The organism is uncultured Imperialibacter sp. (assembly GCF_963974565.1).
In the GTDB taxonomy this organism is placed as follows: Bacteria; Bacteroidota; Bacteroidia; order Cytophagales; family Cyclobacteriaceae; genus Imperialibacter; species Imperialibacter roseus.
In genome coordinates this window covers 72,538-90,530 of sequence record NZ_CAXBCJ010000015.1, presented here as the reverse complement: position 1 = coordinate 90,530, position 17,993 = coordinate 72,538, and the positions used below count along the sequence as shown (strand labels likewise).

Sequence of the window (17,993 nt, the reverse complement as noted above, 5' to 3'; positions counted from 1 at the left end):
AAAGCGATGGAAGATTTATATGAATATGATGAGCTGTACCGTGATACGATTGCCACTGTAGACGAACAAGGCAAGAGAGTGTGGATTAATCCTAAAAAGCCCAAAGGGAAGTACCACACTTACAGGATAGCAGTAACAGTGCTTTTGTTGGGTTTATTATTTGGTGCCCCTTTCCTTTCCTGGAAGGGGCACCCAATGTTCCTGTTCAATATTTTCGAGCGCAAGTTTATTTTATTCGGCACGGTATTCTGGCCCCAGGATTTCATCATTTTCGGGATAGGCATGATCGCCTTCTTTGTTTTTGTGATTCTTTTTACCGTTGTATTCGGCCGTATTTGGTGTGGCTGGATGTGCCCTCAGACTATCTTTATGGAGATGGTTTTTCGGAAAATAGAGTACTGGATTGAGGGGGATGCCAATCAGCAGCGTAAACTGGCCAGACAAGGCTGGAATTTTGAGAAGATTTGGAAGAAGGGCCTCAAGCTTTCCATCTTTTTGGCGATTTCAGCGCTCATCGCCCATACCCTTATGGCCTATCTGATAGGGATTGACGAGGTGGTTACCATTGTATCGCAGCCGCCCACAGCACACATGGCGGGTTTCATTGGGCTTATTGCTTTTACAGGGATCTTCTTTTGGGTTTTTGCCTATTTTAGAGAGCAAGCTTGTATCGCTGTTTGTCCTTATGGCCGTTTGCAGGGTGTGCTTCTCGACAAAGAGTCAATCGTTGTGGCCTACAACTGGTTGCGGGGCGAGCCCAGAGGAAAAATAAAGAAAGAAGTACCCGGAGCGAAAGCTGAACCACCTAAGGGCGATTGCATCGACTGCAAGCTTTGTGTGCACGTGTGCCCAACCGGAATTGATATCAGAAACGGCACCCAGCTGGAGTGCGTCAACTGCACAGCTTGCATAGACGCATGCGATGACGTAATGACGAAAGTTGATCGCCCAACGGGCCTCATTGGTTACTACAGTCACAGTATGGTCAGTGAGGGGAAAAAGTTTTCCTTCAACACCAGGATAGCCGCCTACACTACAGTTCTTGTGGGAATTTTGGGGCTATTGGCCTTTCTGCTTACCACCCGAACAGACGTGGAAGCTACCATGCTGCGTGTTCCGGGGATGCTGTATCAGGAGAAAGAAAACGGAATGATCTCCAATCTTTACAATATTCAGTTTGTGAACAAAACCTATGAGGATATTCACATAGAAGTGAAGCTGAAAGACGCCAACGGAGGCACGATTGACCGGGTGGGGGGCGAAGGCCTGGTGATACCGGCAGCCAGCAACCTTGAGTCCGTTTACTTTATTGACCTGCCCAGAGAGAACGTGACCGAAACCAGTAATAAGCTGGTGATACAACTCTATAGAGATGGGGAGTTGCTTGATGAGATAAAGACAAACTTTTTAGGACCCTTTAAACAGAAAAAGCCATGAACTTCGGGAGCTGGATTACAGTAGCCTTTGTGCTATTTGCTGGCCTTATTATCAGCCTTGTGGTGGTTTGTGTGCGCCAGGATGTGTCGCTGGTTTCAACAGACTACTACCAGCAGGAAATCAAATACCAAACAAGGATCGACGATATTTCTAATGCACAGGAATCACGGAGGAAAGTTGAGGTAACCCGAATTCCGGGAGAGAACCGACTGGAGCTGTCATTCGGCGAGCAAGGAGCTGCGTTGACTGGCGAAGTCGTTATGTTTCGTCCATCTGATGCCAAACTTGATAAGAAGTTTTTGCTGCAGCTGGACGATACAGGAAGTTTTCAAATGGACACTTCTCGGCTAAAGAGGGGACTTTGGAAAATGAAAATTTCCTGGCAGCAGGGGGGGCAGACTTTCTTTGAAGAGAAAACAATAGTGATCTGATATGCCGCTCTGGTCAGCTTTTGTGCTTGGACTATTTGGCAGCCTACACTGTGCAGGCATGTGTGGCCCGCTTGTTTTTGCCCTTCACAAAGGAGGTAGCGGCTATGGAAAAATCACCTACCACACGGGTAGAATTCTTTCCTACGCTTTGCTGGGCCTTATACTGGGTGGCCTTGGCTTTGCCGCCCGACTCGCAGGTTTGCAAAAGTGGTTTTCTCTCCTGTTAGGCGTTGGGCTGCTTGCGTCAGTGATATTTCCCCTGATTTCTTCCCGATTTCACAGTCACTACCTTAGTACAAAAACCAGCGGATGGCTATCAGGCGGCGTGAGAAAATGGATCGGTAGAGCTGTGGCCTCCCATAGCCCGTTTCGCCAACTTTGGCTCGGCGGATTGAACGGCCTTCTGCCCTGTGGCATGGTCTACATTGCCATAGCCGGTTCACTCTCCATGGCCGACTATTTTCAGAGCAGCCTTTACATGATCTTCTTTGGCCTGGGCACCTGGCCCCTGTTGTTGGCCATTTCCTATGGCAGCACATTTGCCAATCATCTCAGCTGGCTGAACATAAGAAAGCTGGCTCCCATTTTTATAGCCTGTCTGGGCCTGTTGCTCATTTGGCGTGGGCTCAATCTTCGCATTGAATATATCCCGGGGGCATCTGGCAGCAGTCCTTTTGCTGGCATTACAATCTGTACGACTCCCTGATACTTCTACAAGCATATCTGCAGATTTACTATCTTTGAGTAAAAGGCAAGAAATGGACTCTTTCGAACTCAAATTTCCGGATAAAGTACTTGACTCCTTTACTGAGGAGGAGTTTTATCTGTTTTGCCAGCAAAACAGAGACTTGAAGTTTGAGCGAACTTTTGATAAAAGAATTATCATTATGACACCAAGCGGGGGCTTTATTGGTAATAAGGGAATGCGCATTGGTGCGAGGCTTGATGCGTGGAATGAGCAAACCAACCTTGGATACACGTTTGATTCGTCTACCGGATTCACGCTGCCAAACGCAGCCATTCGTTCCCCCGATGCATCATGGGTTGCAAAAGCCAGATGGGAGGCACTTTCACTTGCAGAGCAAGAAAGGTTTCCGCCAATTTGCCCCGATTTTATCATTGAACTGATGTCTCCTTCTGATCGGCTTTCCGAGCTACACAAGAAAATGGAAGAGTATCAAAGCAATGGTTGTCGTCTTGGCTGGTTGATCGACTCCGCAAAGAGGGCGACATACATTTATCGCTCTGAAGGAATGATTGAAACTCCATTCAACAAGGTTCTTGATGGTGAAATGGTGCTGCCAGGCTTCAGCCTGAATCTGACAAAGATATTTTAAGAGCCTCACTGGTCTTTCAATGAGGCCACCGGATTCCCCGTAGCCGCTACCAGGCTGTGGTAACCGACTGTAAGCAGCGTGACAATCAGAATGAGGCCAGCCGAAGAAATAAAAGTGATTGGGCTGGGGCTGATCCTGAATTCAAACTCCTGAAGCCAATTGCTCATGGCATAATAGGCGATAGGGAAGGCGATCAAAATAGAAACGCCAACCAGCTTCAAAAAGTCCTTCGAAATCAATAGCATGATGCTCGAAACCGAGGCACCGATCACTTTTCTCAGGCCGATTTCCTTTTTCCTTTGCTCTGCCGTGTACGACGCAAGGCCAAACAAGCCCATGCAGGCAATGACAATGGTAAAAATGGAGAACGTGGCAAAAACCTGACCTTTCGACTCATCTGCCTGGTATTTCTCGTAGAAATCCTGCTCAAGAAAGGAATACTGCAGTGGCCTGTTGGTAATAATATCTTTCCATGTTTTGTCGATAAAGCCTAGCACATCGCCAGTGTTGGCCGTGTTGATCCTCACCAGCAAAATACCGTTTTGGATGCTGTTGTGAATAATCATGGGCATGATAGGCTCCTGAAGAGCTCTCTGGTGAAAGTTCTTAATAACGCCTACCACTTTTACTTCCCGGGTTTGCAGGCCGTCACCAGTCATTACCTTGAACCGCTTGCCTATAGGCTCCGTCCAGCCCATTTCCCGGGCCAGCTCCTGGTTCACTATCACAGCGTTGGAAGTATCGCTCTTTGTACCTTCGGAAAAATTGCGCCCCTCTACCACTTCTATTTCAAGCGTTGGGAGGTAGCCAGCATCCACCTGACAGCTCATAAACCCCTTTTCCGTAAAACCTCCCTGCTCCATTTCCACAAATATGCCGTTCAGGTTGAAATCACCTCCAGGAGTAGCCCATCCAGACCCTACACTGTAAATGTCCGGGTTAGTCAAAAGCGCCTGTTTTAGCACATCGAGTTTTTTGCGTGCTTCTTGCCCTTCCAGCGGAATACGGATGACCTGATCCTTGTTGAAGCCCAGGTTCTTCTCTTTCATAAAGTTGAGCTGGTCGTATACCACCCAGGTGCATATCACCATAATGATCGAAATGGAAAACTGGAAGACCACCAGAGCTTTCCTGAGTGCCGGATTACCCGATTTGGAGGAGGCCCTGCCCTTTAGTACCTGCGCCGACTGGAACCTGGACAGGTAGAAAGCCGGGTAGCTTCCCGACACCAAACCTAAAAACACCAAAACCCCGCTCAAAGCAAGCAAAATAATGGGATCCTTGTAGAAATCTCGGGTGATTGCTTTGTCAGCAAGATCATTAAAATAGGGCAGAAGGAAGAATGCTAAAACAACGCTTAACACGACAGAAAGAAGTGTCACCACTATGGCTTCTACAGTGAACTGGATCATGAGTTGCTTGCGATAAGAGCCAAGCACTTTTCTGATGCCCACTTCTTTGGCCCGCATGGTGCCCCGTGCAGTGGCCAGGTTCATATAGTTAATGGAGGCAATAAGCAGTATGAAAATAGCTACGATAGAGAAAACATAGATATAGGTGATGTCTCCTCCAGGCTCGATTTGCCCCTCGTTTTTTGAATAAAGGTGAATACTGAGGAGCGGTTCAAGGTAAAAATCGGCCTTTGCATTGAACTGTCGAAACAGCTCTCCTGTATATTTTTCCATAAACGCTGGAGACCTTGCTTCGACTATTTTTGGATCTGTGCCGGTAGCTAATTGAAGGTATACCCAGTCGTTGATATTGCCCCACGCTGATGGGCCTTGTGCAGGCAGGCTGCTATAAGAGATGAGTGCCTTGGGTCGAAAGTGAGAATTGACTGGGGCATCTTTCATTACGCCCGTTACGATTCTTTGCCATTCTTCCGAGCCGGTTTTAATCACTTTGCCCAGGGGATCGTCCTCACCGAAGTATTTCTTTGCTATACTTTCCGTTAATACGATAGAATTTGGGGCAACGAGCGCCTTTCTTGGATCACCTGTTACCAGCTGAAAGCTAAAAACGCTGAAGAAAGAGGAATCGGCGAAATAGAACTTCTCCTCATAAAACTGCTGGTCTTCTTTGGTCACCAGTTCTCTTCCGGGGTAGTTGATACGGACAAAATTTTCAACCTCGGGAAAATCTGTCTTCATGGTAGGCCCAATCGGTGACATGGCCTGGCAGATGTCCACCTTGGTATCCTGAATGGAGGCGTGCATGCCTACACGGTATATTTGATCAGCGTTTTTGTGGAAGGCATCAAAGCTTAGTTCATCCTTTATGTAGAGCAAAAGAAACAGACTGGAAAGCACGCCGGCTGTTAAACCAAAAATATTGATGAAGCTATAAAAGCCCTGGCGACGCAAATTTCTTATGGCTACAACTACATAACTTCTTAGCATAAAGAGAAAATTTATATAAAACCAGCAACAAGTTACGTACCTGTTTGCATATCTTTCTGGTTAACAGCGCTTTATAAAAATACTCAATTAGGAGTATTGTTTAATTGTACGCTTATGAGTCAATTAGCTGTTCGACTGTGTACACAATTTGCCCCATCAGTCAAACTTTCGATGGCTTTGTGGTAAATAGTTTTTATTGTTACAATATCTTAAATTGTATTAGCGCTAGCCTGAGTATTATGCCAACCAAACCAAACACTCCCAAGACGAAGTATGCCTTTCTGGCAGTAGCAACTGTAGTTTTTTTCTTTTTGCTGATTTCCAAACCGTCGCATGTCAAGGCTCAGGCAACCTATGAGCCAGACTCACTGGTGATAAGAGAGCTATATGCCACGCTGGGTGGGGCAACCTGGACATCGGCTACCAATTGGGAAACATCGGCGAGCATAGGAACATGGCAAGGTGTCACCACAGCCTTTGACGGAGTCACAGGTTTCAACAGAGTAACCTCTATCTCCTTGCCTTCAAATAATTTGATAGGAACTCTTCCCTTTTCAATTGGAACCCTTGCAAACCTTTCAAACCTTGACCTTAGTTCTAACTCAATAAATGGCAACATTCCTGTCGAAATAGGCAACCTTACTTCATTGGCCTCATTAAACCTCGGAGGTAACCAACTGACGGGTGCGCTACCTACAGAAATTGGCAACCTCACAGCTTTGGTCGATTTCCAGCTTTGGAATAACCAGTTGTCAGGGCCACTGCCAACGTCGATTGGTAACTTAACCAATTTGACCTATTTAGATCTGGCTCCCAACCAGTTTTCGGGAACGATCCCAACTGAAATAGGGAACTTGGTGAATTTGGGCACTTTATGGCTGAATAATAACCAGTTTTCAGGAGATGTGCCGGCGTCATTGGTTAACCTTACTTCACTCACCGCCCTCTATCTGCAAGGCAATTCACTCACGAACTTACCTGATTTGTCCGGTATAGTATCACTGGCTACTTTGGATGTTAGCGACAACAATTTTCAATTCCTTGAACTTGAGCCTCATACTTCGATAGCAAGTTTCACTTATGCGCCACAAAAGGCATTTGGCGCACTTAACCCGACAGAGTTATTGTTGAGAACCACTGAGCCGCTAACACTCTCTTTTCCTGCCGTTGCAGGCACTGGCGTAACTTATCAATGGCAAAAAAATGCTGTGGACGTTGGTGGTCAAGTAGCCACTGCTCTTAACATCCCCTCCTTCACAGTGCTTGACACCGGTACGTACACTTTGCTGGCTAACCACCCCACTTTGACTTTATTGACTTTGGTATCTCAACCCAGAGAGGCGATGTTGGCCAATGAATCTTTGTTTCAGATTGATAACACCAATTCCATTTTTGGTGAAACCGTATCAGGAGTTGTTTACGGCCAGGCGTGGGCGGATTTTGATCAGGATGGGGATGAGGACTTATTTATAGGAACTCTTGACATCGGCGGCCCGGGGTCTGTAAACAAACTATACCAGAACAATGGAGACGGCACGTTCACCTCCATGTCGGCGGGCGCTATAACGACGGATTTGGCAGATGTGAGAAGCGCCACCTGGGGCGATATCGACAATGATGGATACCCTGACCTGTTTGTACCTGACCTAGGCTACAGGATAGGGGCTCCGGTGCCAGCCACTTCGGTTATATATGTAAACAATGCTGACAATACATTCACGTCGGTGCCCCTGCCTGTAGTCACCAATCTTGACAACATTGAAAGTGGGGCCTTTGGAGACTACGACAACGATGGTTTTATTGACCTTGCAGTGTTTGGTAGCTCTAATGTGTCAAGTCCTGTGACACTTTTTAAAAACAATGGGGATTTAACCTTTTCGGAGGTGCCGGGTGCATTCAATTTGCTATTAGGATCTTTGGGAACAATTTCCTGGATCGATATTGATAGCGACGGTTTTCTTGATTTGTTTCTTTCGGAAACAGCTGGCAGATATTATTTCCGGAACAATGGAGACGGAACTTTCACACAAAATACGACAAACCCACTAGTAACAGAAGCAATAACCAGCACCAGAGGCCATTCATGGGGCGACATCAACAATGATGGATTTGTTGATTTAGTGCAGTTAAGCCAGAATCCAGGATCCCAAACTACTTTTTTTATCAATGATGGTGCCGGGAACTTCGCATCTTCAGACGACCTGACGAGAACCGGAACAGAAATTATTGGGCGAACTTCCGCCCTTGAAGACATTGACAATGATGGCGACCTTGATCTAATGGTGATACAGTCAAGCAATGAACAACAGGTATATCTGAATGACGGCCTTGGTAATTTTACCCTGGTCACGCCATTGCAACAAAGCTTTTACTCTGCATATACATTTGGTAGCCTTTCTGTTTCCGACTTCAACAATGATGGTTTTACTGATCTTGTGAATTTTTCAAGCACAAATGACGATGCATTCGTGCATATTGAAGACATACCAAGGGCGTATACAAATGTTACTAATGCAAATAACTGGACGAAGGTAAAGCTGAATGGCGTGGCATCCAACCGACAAGGAATCGGAGCGAAAATAACACTAGTTTCTGGGGCAGGGTCTCGTATCAGTACGGTGAAATCTGGATCTGGATTTGCTGTATCAAACTCGATGATCACCAAATTTGGTCTCGGAGCACAAACAGCAATTACCTCTGTCACTGTGGACTGGCCTTCAGGCAATACCGACGTAATTCTAAATCCGGGGATTAATCAAGTTTTGACCGTGACCGAAAATAGCACTGTACCAAAGGGGCTATTGGCCGGTACCAAGTCGGAAAATAGCATTGAACTGAAATGGACACCTTACCAATTTGCCAATGGGGGCTCTCTCTATTTGGAACGTGCTACCAGTGATGCAGGCCCTTTTCTGACAGTTGGTATACTTAGTGACACGATATCTAGTTATTCAGATGTTGGGCTGTTTGCCAACACTGTATATTATTATCGGCTCAAGCATGAAAACGGACTTACCGTATCTGCATATTCGCCGTCCGTTTTTACAGCCACTTTCACCACCGGCCTGCCCGACACCTGGAATATCCAACAGGAGTTCACAACCCCGGGTCGGCTAACCCTTCTTGATATGGCAGTCGATAGCCTGGGCAACACCTATCTGGCTGGTAATTTTGCGGGCACTTTGTTTTTGAATGGAGACAGTATTTACTCCAACGGCGCCAACGATGCCATTGTCATTAAAGTGAATAGTACCAAAACCATCGATTGGATAAAAACATTTGGAAGCCCAGCGGTGGATCTTGCCGTAGATGTGGCTATCGGTCCTGGAGGAAGTGTTTATGTAGGGGGTTACCATCGTGGGGCCTTTACGGTGGACAGCCAGACGGCACCGGCGCCGGTTGGTGGCGCACAGGATGGCTACGTTGCCCGCCTTTCGCCGGATGGAACGGTTACGTGGATCACAACCCTGGGCGCTCCCGGAGATGCTACCGTAAACAAAATTGCTACTGATGCCGCCGGGAACGCCTACCTGGCAGGTTACTATAACGGCGACTTCACATTTGGCGCCACTACTTTTAGCGGAGGAGGAGGAGGAGCGGCTCTGTTTAAAGTGGGCCCCGACGGCAGTAAAATTTTTGCACGTTTTGGTACACTTGTGGGCAATACCCGATTTGTCAACACTTTTAACTCGGTGGCAGTTAGCGGTAGTAATGTTTATGTTACCGGTGAAGTAGACGGCCAGTGGTCTTTTGAGGGCACGCCCATCACTCCCAATGCACTTAGAGATGCGGTGCTGATTAACTATGGGACCGACGGCTCTCTCAAATGGGTAAAAACCATGGCTGGGCCGGGAGAAGTCTTTGGCAACGAGGTGGTTGTTGATGCTGCCGGTAATGTTTTTTGGACGGGAGACTTTGATGGAGGCACGGCTACTGTCGACGCTGTAAGTGTTACTAATTCCGGAACGGGATATGATATTTATCTGGCTAAGGTCAATGGCTCGGATGGAACGGTGCTGTGGGGTAAAAGTGCTGGCACGGCCAATGAAAACGACACACCATATAGCTTGACTACAGACGGAAACAGCGCATTCATAGCAGGCACCATGGGGTACGGTGCTACCAACTTTGACGCTTCCACTCTCGGCAATGGAAAGCTTTTCATAGCTTCCTACGGAACCGATGGTGCTGTGCGGTGGGTAGATAAATCAGAAGGCTCGTTCGGTCTCCCCTGGGGGCTGGAATATTCGCCTGTTGATCAGGGGATCCTAATGACAGGCTCTTTCGAATATACTCAGCGCTTTGGTGTCACTGACTTAACAGACAAGGGCAATAGAAATGGGTTTTTGGTTTTTCATAACGACTCTGGTTTGCCGATTCCGGCAGCGCCTGGTGCCTTTCAGGCATTTGCCACCTTCAATGGGCCGGTGAGCGCAAAGTGGGCCGCCGTTCCGGGTATAGCAAGTTATAGTTTGGAAAGAGCAGATGATTTCATTGGTCCATATAGCCAGATAGCATCCTTGCCTGATTCGGTGCTAACCTATTCCGATGCATCAGTAGCCTCGGGACAGACCTATTACTACCGGTTGAGATCTCTGCAAGGTGTATATTCCGACTATACCTATACTGAAGAAGTATTTACGTTTTCGAATTCTTTGGCCGATTCCTGGGACAATACGAAGTTTTTTAAGGGACGGGGCAGGGAAAACTTTCTTGATGTAGTCACTGACGCATCGGGTTCTTCCTATTTGGTTGGTTATGCCACAGACACTACCACATTTGGAGCTCTGCAAGTCACCAGCAAAGGAGCACATGACCTTTTGGCTGTCAAACTTGATTCGCTAGGCAGCCCAGTTTGGGCAAAAAGTTTCGGCAGCACTGGAACCGATATTTTAGAGGGAGTTCAGATTGATGGACAGGGAAGTGTGTATGTGACGGGTTATTATAATGGTGCGATGGCCATTGGGGCAGATTCGCTCCCTGCTCTGGGCCATACGGACATGATAACCATTAAGCTCAATGCGGCAAACGGCGACGTTATTTGGGCCAAGCCGGCCGGCGGAAGTGGCGATTCCGGGGGACTGTCAGTCGCCGTCGATTCGGTTGGAAATGTTTTTGTGGCGGGCTATTTCAACGGTAGTCTTACTCATGGGGCCACAACCTTAAACGGAGGAGGTCATGCGCTATTGAAATATGACGCCAACGGGGCACCACTGCTGGCTTTGCAAGGGGCTTTGGTCTCCGCTCAAACATCCTTTGTTAACCAGTTCCAAAGAGTAAAAGTCAATAATGCCGGAGTATATGTTCTGGGGAAATACAACAACGACTGGACTTTTGGCGGACTTCCTGCCACGGGCATTGGTGGAACAGACCTTTTTGTAGCTCACTACGACCTCGCAGGAAACATACAATGGCTTCGATCTATAGGTGGTACAGGCGACGATGAGGCCAGGGACATTGCCCTTGATGCAAATGGAGATGTGTTGGTGTTGGCCTTCCCCAAAAGCAGCTCGATTTCGATAGACACGATAACTGTAAGCCAAAATGGGCAATTAAACTTGATTGCGAAGTTGAGCGGCAGCACAGGTGCGGGCATATGGGGGAAAACTTTTGGAACGCCACAAGGAAGTGACTACCCGTATAAAATAGCCTCAGACCCCACAGGCTTTTTTGTGGCAGGTGCAATGGATATTGAACCGACACAGTTTGGAGGCCCGGTTGTCAATGGAGGCCTTTTATACCTTGCTTCTTTTGATACCAATGGCACTATTAAATGGGCAGATGCCGGTGAGGGAGAGCTATATTCCTGGGCAATGAATTACTCAGCCTATCATAATGCGGCTGTTGTGGCAGGCGGGGTGCATTTTAATGCACAAATTGGGTCAGCAAAATTTGAAGGAGTTGAAGAAAGGGATCTATTCTTCAGCATGCACGGTCAGTCGGCTACGCCACTGGCTCCTGCTATCAGCAGGGCTGTTGCCGCAAACAACACGTCTGCCTATATCGAGTGGACGCCAGTAGTTGATGCCTCTTCGTACCTCGTGCAGGCCAAGCTTTTAAGCGCAACTGCTTTTTCAAATGTCAAGGTGGTACCCTCCGACACATCACAGGTGCTCGTAAAAAACCTTTTGCCTGACAGTGTTTACAATGTGAGGGTAATTGCCTACGGACAAAGTGTGAGCCAGTCTGCCGTGTCAGCTGCCGTGAATGTTACAATGTCCTGTGGGGCACTTCCTTTATCGGATGGAGATTATCTGGTGAAGTATGGTGCAAGAAAAAGAGACGGGGTCATTATACCAAGCGAGGAGTCTTATGCCGCCATTTATTCCACAGCGCCCGGCACCTACATCGTTAATGGATTAACGGGCGGCTACTACAAGAAGTATTTCGGCTCGGCGGCGGTTATTGACACACTTAGCAGAGTATGCAACGTGGCATCAAAATCCTCCCTTACAGACCCTACCGGAATTTTGGCGTCTGTGTCCTCCGTTGTTTATGCGCCCGATACATTGTGGATGGAGTACAAAACCGCAAGTGGTGATTGGCTTAATTTGCGCTTTTTCAAGACGGCCAGCCAAATGGACTCAACGGATCGGGCGGCTATAGTTAAGTTGTATGACACTACCGGTGGCGATACCTGGACGAACAAAACCAATTGGAAGTCGGCTTTGCCGGTTGGTTTCTGGCATGGCATAAAGACCTCTAATGGCAGAGTAGTAGAAATCGATCTTCCCGGAAACAATTTGATAGGGGAGCTGCCCGCCGAGCTATTTGCCATGGATTCTCTGCGCATATTGAACCTGGGAGCCAACCAATTGACCGGATCCATTCCTTCAAGCATTACGGGGATGAAAAGGCTCGAAATGCTGTACCTGAATGACAACCGAATAGGCGGCGAGATTCCGGATGACATCGGTCTGCTTCAGTCACTCAGCGCACTTGATTTGGGGCGAAATCAGCTAATAGGTGGTCTGCCAGCATCAATTGGCAACCTCACCAAACTGGAATCTATTTTTGGAGTGATGGGCAACCAATTGGAAGGAATAATACCACCTACGATTGGGAACCTCAATAAACTGAAGGTTCTTGCGCTTGATGCTAATCAGTTTGATGGATCGATACCAGCAGAAATTGGTAATATGGCCGCCCTGGAGGCGCTGTATCTGCATCAGAACAAGCTCACTGGTGCATTGACCGACTCGATTGCCAAGCTTAAAAGCTTGAAGTCGCTCTACCTCTTCGACAATCAGCTTGAAGGTTCGGTGCCAGCAGGAGTTGCTACCATGGACAGCTTGCAGATTCTTATTTTGCAGCAGAACCAATTCACGTTCGTGCCAAACCTCACTGGGTTGGCCAGTCTCGACACGCTAAATATCTCAAATAACAAGGTTGGCTTTGGATCCATAGAGCCAAATCTGGCTGTGAATGGCTTTGTGTACAGCCCGCAAGGAAGATTTGGGCTCCCACTCGACACATTGCATAGTGCTGGAGACGCTTTTTTGTTTGAGTTAGAAATGGGCGGATCCACGAACAGCTATCAGTGGTTCAAAGATGATGTGGCGATTGCTGGGGCAGTTGAACAGGACTACTTCATTGCAAGTGCAGGCGAAATAGATGAAGGAACATACTTCTCTCGTGTTGCCAATGCCTCGGTACCTGATTTAATACTGGACACAGATGAATATGTTTTGAAGATTTCCTCCCGTAAAAGAGACAGTTTAGCCCTGGTGGCAATCTATGAGGGAACCAACGGGCCTAACTGGATAAACAAGGCCAACTGGCTGCAAGGAGACTTATCTACCTGGGGCGGGATAACGCTTAAGAATGGACGAGTGAGCCAGCTTGATTTGCCAAACAACCGCATGGTTGGTCCTATGCCTGCTGCCATCAGAGACATTGGCGAGCTAGCCGTAATTAATCTTTCTAACTCTGCTCCTTCGTTCGACCCGGCAATTGATAACCAAATAAGATTCCTTCCCAACCTGAAACGATTGGATAGCCTGACCGCAGTGGATATGACTCGCAACAGGCTTGGTTTTGTCAGCATTGAGACAAACCTGGCTGCCCTTGGAGAGAAGTTCTTATTCAGTCCGCAACGGAGGTTTGGTGAAACCCGATACGACAGTGTCCCTGTCGGGCAGGCTCACAAGGTTGCGATTGAGGTCAGCGGTCTTACCAACAGCTATCAGTGGTACTTTAACGACCAGCCTATTGAAGGTGCAACAAAGCGATTCCACATTATCGACAATGTTAACTACGATAAAATGGGGTCATATTTTGTCGAGGTGAAGAGCCCGAAAGTGCCTGATTTTAGCATTCGAAACAGAAATCAGAACGTGCTGGCCACAACAACGATCTCTGGTTCGATAAATTCAGCTTTCGATCAAAGCCCATTGACCAGCGGCGTCGCTATTGTATACAAAATCAAAGACGGCCCCTACGACTCCATCGCAGCAGCACAAGTGTCGCCTGAAGGGGCGTTTATAGCTGAAAAAATTGTGCTTGGTGATTACATCATTATTGCCAAGCCGGATTTAGAGTTGTTCCCCGACGCTCTGCAAACCTATTATTCAAGCACTATAGACTGGGTACAAGCGGATACATTAAGAGTAAGGAATACGGTTACTGGCTTAGCCATTTCTCTGTTAGGCACCCCTCCACCCCTAAACGGTGATGGTGTGATTGGCGGGTCACTTGAATCGGATTTACCTGACAATACGATTCCGGATGAGGAAGCTCGAATTCTTGACAGAAAGCGTGTGGCCGGGGCTGGGGTAAGCTTGAGCCGCCAGCGATTCAGGGCAAAGGGCAATGAGTTCGACTATGATTTTGTAGCGTATACTGTGACAGATGAAGAAGGGAATTTTAGTTTTGGCACACTGACTGACGATACATATTTGATCAATATTCAGTACCCGGGTGTTCCAATGGATCAGAGTTCTGATATTCTGCTGACACTAGGCACACAGACGGATTTCAACGAGATTTCGGTGGCTGCACTTGTGACCCCCGAAGGAATTGTAGTTGACAAAGTATCCGTAAAAGGGATTGCAGCTCCATTCCTTCGTGATCTCAACGTGTATCCTAACCCAGGCGATGACATCATCAATCTCGACTATTTCGTAAGAAGAAAGGTTGAAAGCCTTAACATGAGGGTGACGGATATGACCGGTAGAGAGCTGATGTTACATGCCCTTCCATATAGCCAAGGGCCTCAAAGAACAGCAATGGATATATCTGGACTTACACCGGGAATGTATATTCTGGTTATTTCTGATGAAGCTGGAAGCTTCACCGAGACATGGAGGATTCAGAAAAAATAGAAAAGTGATCGACTTTACCTGTTTGCATGCTGAAAAGGCATAGGTTTCTATGAGACATAATTAACAAGCAAGGCCACACAGCGTGGCCTTGCTTGTTATGCCACATGATGCAAAGTCCGGACGGGCATGGTATAGTCCATTAGCAATTGATGCAAATGGGCCGGATTAAATGGCTTCATCATCACGTCATTCATTCCAGCTGCATATACCCTGCCTTCAACTTCTTTTCTTGTGGAGGCAGTTAGGGCAATTATCGGTGTATCACAATTGAAATTACTTGTTCCCCTGATTTCGTGGCTAGCATGGTAGCCATCAATAACCGGCATTTCAAGATCCATAAGAATAATGTCAAACTTCTCCCGGTTAGCTAGCTCAATGGCTTCCTTGCCGTCGCTTGCCTGCTTGAAAGTGACGTTCCATTTTTTCAGAAAGCGATCTAGGACCAATTGATTGATTTGGTTGTCGTCAACCGTAAGAACACGGATTTCTTCCAAAGATTCGAGTAGGTGGGTCATATGCTGGTCGTTTTTAATTGATTGATTTGTCGTTTTTAGTGGGATATCGAAGTAGAAGGTAGAGCCTTGATTGTTCTTACTCTCAACCCATATTTTGCCGCCCTGCTGCTCTACAATCATCTTGCAGATGGCCAGGCCAAGGCCCGTTCCACCATACTTTCGTGACGTGGAGGCATCTGCCTGGCTGAACTTCTCAAAAATGAGCTGGAGCTTGTCTTTGCTCAGCCCGATGCCATTGTCGGCTACAGAGAACCGTATCCAAAGCTTGTTACTTTCCTGGCGCAGTAGCCTGGTGGCTACCTTTATTTGGCCGTTTTCAGTGAACTTGGTGGCATTGCCAATGAGGTTATTGAGCACCTGAACAATTCTGTGCAGGTCACCTTCAAGCAGCGTCGGAAGCTTCGTATCGCCCTCGAACTCGATAGTGTTTCCCCGTTCCTGCACTTTGAATTTCATTGAATGCACCGCCTTGGCCACTCCTTCATTGAACTTGAAGGGGATGTTTTCGAACTGGATGTTCTCCGTTGATATTTTTGAAAAATCAAGGATGTCATTAATCAGCGTGAGTAAGTTTTCCGCAGAGTAGTGGAGCGTTTGAAGAAGCTCCACCTGGTCTTTGCGAGGACCCTCATCCATAAGGATCTTGCTCATGCCAATTACAGCATTGAGCGGTGTCCGTATTTCGTGCGTCATAGTCGACAGAAACTGCTCTTTGGCCATTGACCCCTCTTCAGCATTTTTCTTTGCTTCCAGGAGTTTGGTTTCAGCAGCTTTTCTCTCGCTCACATTATTTTCGATTGATATGAATTTTATCAGCTCACCATTTTCGCTGAATACAGGGTTTATCTGTATTTCTACCCAATACGCTTCGCCTCGCTTGTTGTATTTGATGATTTCTCCTCTGAAGCTTGCACCGGAGTCGAGCGCCTCGTTCATGGCTTTTCTAACCTGGGCATCGGATTCCGGACCCTGGAGAACTTCTGCTGGCCTTTTTCCTTTCATTTCCTCCAGGCTGTATCCTGTCATTGTAATGAATGCTTCGTTGACCCATTCCACTAGCCCATTCTTGTCGCTTATAATGGTGCCGGAGCTCGAATATTGAGCCACCATAGCAAGCTCTTTAAGTGCTTCTTCGTTTCTCTTCCTTTCGGTAATATCGATTAGGCTGCCGATGACTTTATGTAAACGGCCGTTTTCTAATTTGGGCTCAGCGACTATTCTAGCCCATTTGGTGGCATGCCCTGCAACGGTGAGCTGGGCCTCAATATCGAAACTGATATTTTTGTGGTACACGTTGCTATAGGCTTTAGCAATTTTTTCGGCTGACTCTTTCGTGAACAATTTCAGTATTTCAGGCATGCCGGGAATTTCGCCGCTTTTGAACCCTAGCAGCTCGGCCAAACTGTCTGTATATGTACTTCTTCCCGACACTACGTCGGTCTCCCAGCCACCAATGTGTGCCAGCTGTGTCGTTTGCTTAAGTACTTCGTTCAGCCACTTTTGCTCGGTCACGTCTCTAAGAATGGCCTGGGTTTGAATATGCGCTCCTTTTTCGTCAGATATCTTCTGTATAGCCGCTTCCAGCCAAACGTAGTTGCCAGTTTTGGTTCTTACCGAGAAGTCGATGTTGGTACCTTCAGTAGCCAATCCTTTGGCACTGGGGTCTATAAACAGCTTGATGTTTGTACCTATTACTTCAGAGGGTTGGTAACCTAATATGGCCTCTACTGCAGGCGAAACGTAGGTGATATCTCCCCGCATTGAACAAAGCAGGATAATATCTTTTGAATGTGTAGCTAACAGTTTGTAGATGTTTTCTTGCTCCGTGATATTGTTCTTGATCAGCTTAAGGCTGCTGGTCGAAAGGCTGGAAAAAGGGTTTTTTTCCTTTGAAGATGACCTAAGCAAGGCATCCAACACGGTTTGTACCTGACGAACTTTTAAAATTGTTGACCCAAGTCCGAAGGCAATGGCAAATATTCCCAGTGTTGTGAGCACAATCCTGACGGGCAGGTGGGCAAGAGTGATGTCGCTGACAACGGCTTGAAGGGCGGTGGTCGTTAGCAGTAAAAAGGGAACAGAGAACCAAAGAATCAGGGAGTTTCTCTGTTTATTACCAAATAAGAGGGAAGAAATCCCGATGAGCAGGACGAAGAAAAGAATTTGAACAATCAGGATATCTTCGAATGCGTAGCCGATAAGTATTGCAAAGAGATTGGCATTGAATAGCGAAGTGTATCTTTTCCATATTCTTCCCTTCAGATTAGTGTAAAACGTAAGAGAAAGGTGGATCAGGCTGATCAGAAAGAAAGTAAAAGCTGGGTCGTTGTTGCCTGAAAGAAACAGTGTCAGGGCTACAAAGGTGTTAATGGCGCCAAAAAAGTAATTGATAATATTGGTGGTTACAAAGGCCTTTGAATCCTTCGCAGCCATCGGGCCTTTTTTCTCGTAACCGTTTAAAATTTCAACTAGCATAACCAGAGAGAGTAAAGTATAATCCAAAAGTAACGGGTAGCAGTCTCTCAATTTTCGGAAGCTGCCACCGCCCCTT

Annotated in this window: 7 protein-coding genes; 5 read left to right on the top strand and 2 right to left on the bottom strand. The window is 47.0% G+C overall.

Annotation, left to right across the window (positions count from 1 at the left end; translation table 11 throughout):
* Positions 1-6: 6 nt before the first annotated feature.
* The 4 genes from ccoG to AAC052_RS19415 are packed head-to-tail and all read left to right on the top strand — an operon-like array spanning position 7 to position 3,205.
* Positions 7-1,437 (top strand): cytochrome c oxidase accessory protein CcoG, encoded by a 1,431-nt coding sequence (gene ccoG, locus AAC052_RS19430; RefSeq protein ID WP_317488831.1) that lies wholly within the window; start codon positions 7-9, stop codon positions 1,435-1,437.
* A complete protein-coding gene (locus AAC052_RS19425; protein ID WP_317488830.1) occupies positions 1,434-1,868 on the top strand; it encodes a FixH family protein in 435 nt (144 codons plus the stop codon). Before ccoG ends, AAC052_RS19425 begins: the two co-directional genes overlap by 4 nt.
* A 1-nt stretch (position 1,869) precedes the next feature.
* The gene (locus AAC052_RS19420; RefSeq protein WP_339815122.1) at positions 1,870-2,574 is read left to right on the top strand and encodes a sulfite exporter TauE/SafE family protein; all 705 of its coding nucleotides are present in this window, start codon (positions 1,870-1,872) and stop codon (positions 2,572-2,574) included.
* 52 nt (positions 2,575-2,626) lie between these two features.
* Positions 2,627-3,205: a Uma2 family endonuclease gene (locus AAC052_RS19415; RefSeq protein ID WP_317488828.1), complete on the top strand. Its 579-nt coding sequence runs from the start codon at positions 2,627-2,629 to the stop codon at positions 3,203-3,205.
* Between the two features lie 5 nt (positions 3,206-3,210).
* Here AAC052_RS19415 and AAC052_RS19410 read toward each other — a convergent pair whose 3' ends face one another.
* Positions 3,211-5,604: an ABC transporter permease gene (locus AAC052_RS19410; RefSeq protein WP_339815121.1), complete on the bottom strand. Its 2,394-nt coding sequence runs from the start codon at positions 5,602-5,604 to the stop codon at positions 3,211-3,213.
* 239 nt (positions 5,605-5,843) lie between these two features.
* Here AAC052_RS19410 and AAC052_RS19405 point away from each other — a divergent pair, with 239 nt between their 5' ends.
* Complete coding sequence (locus AAC052_RS19405) at positions 5,844-14,927, top strand: FG-GAP-like repeat-containing protein (protein WP_339815120.1); 9,084 nt, start codon at positions 5,844-5,846, stop codon at positions 14,925-14,927.
* Between the two features lie 95 nt (positions 14,928-15,022).
* On the opposite strand, the gene AAC052_RS19400 is transcribed toward AAC052_RS19405, so the two are convergent.
* A complete protein-coding gene (locus AAC052_RS19400; protein ID WP_339815119.1) occupies positions 15,023-17,917 on the bottom strand; it encodes a PAS domain S-box protein in 2,895 nt (964 codons plus the stop codon).
* Between the last annotated feature and the right edge of the window lie 76 nt (positions 17,918-17,993).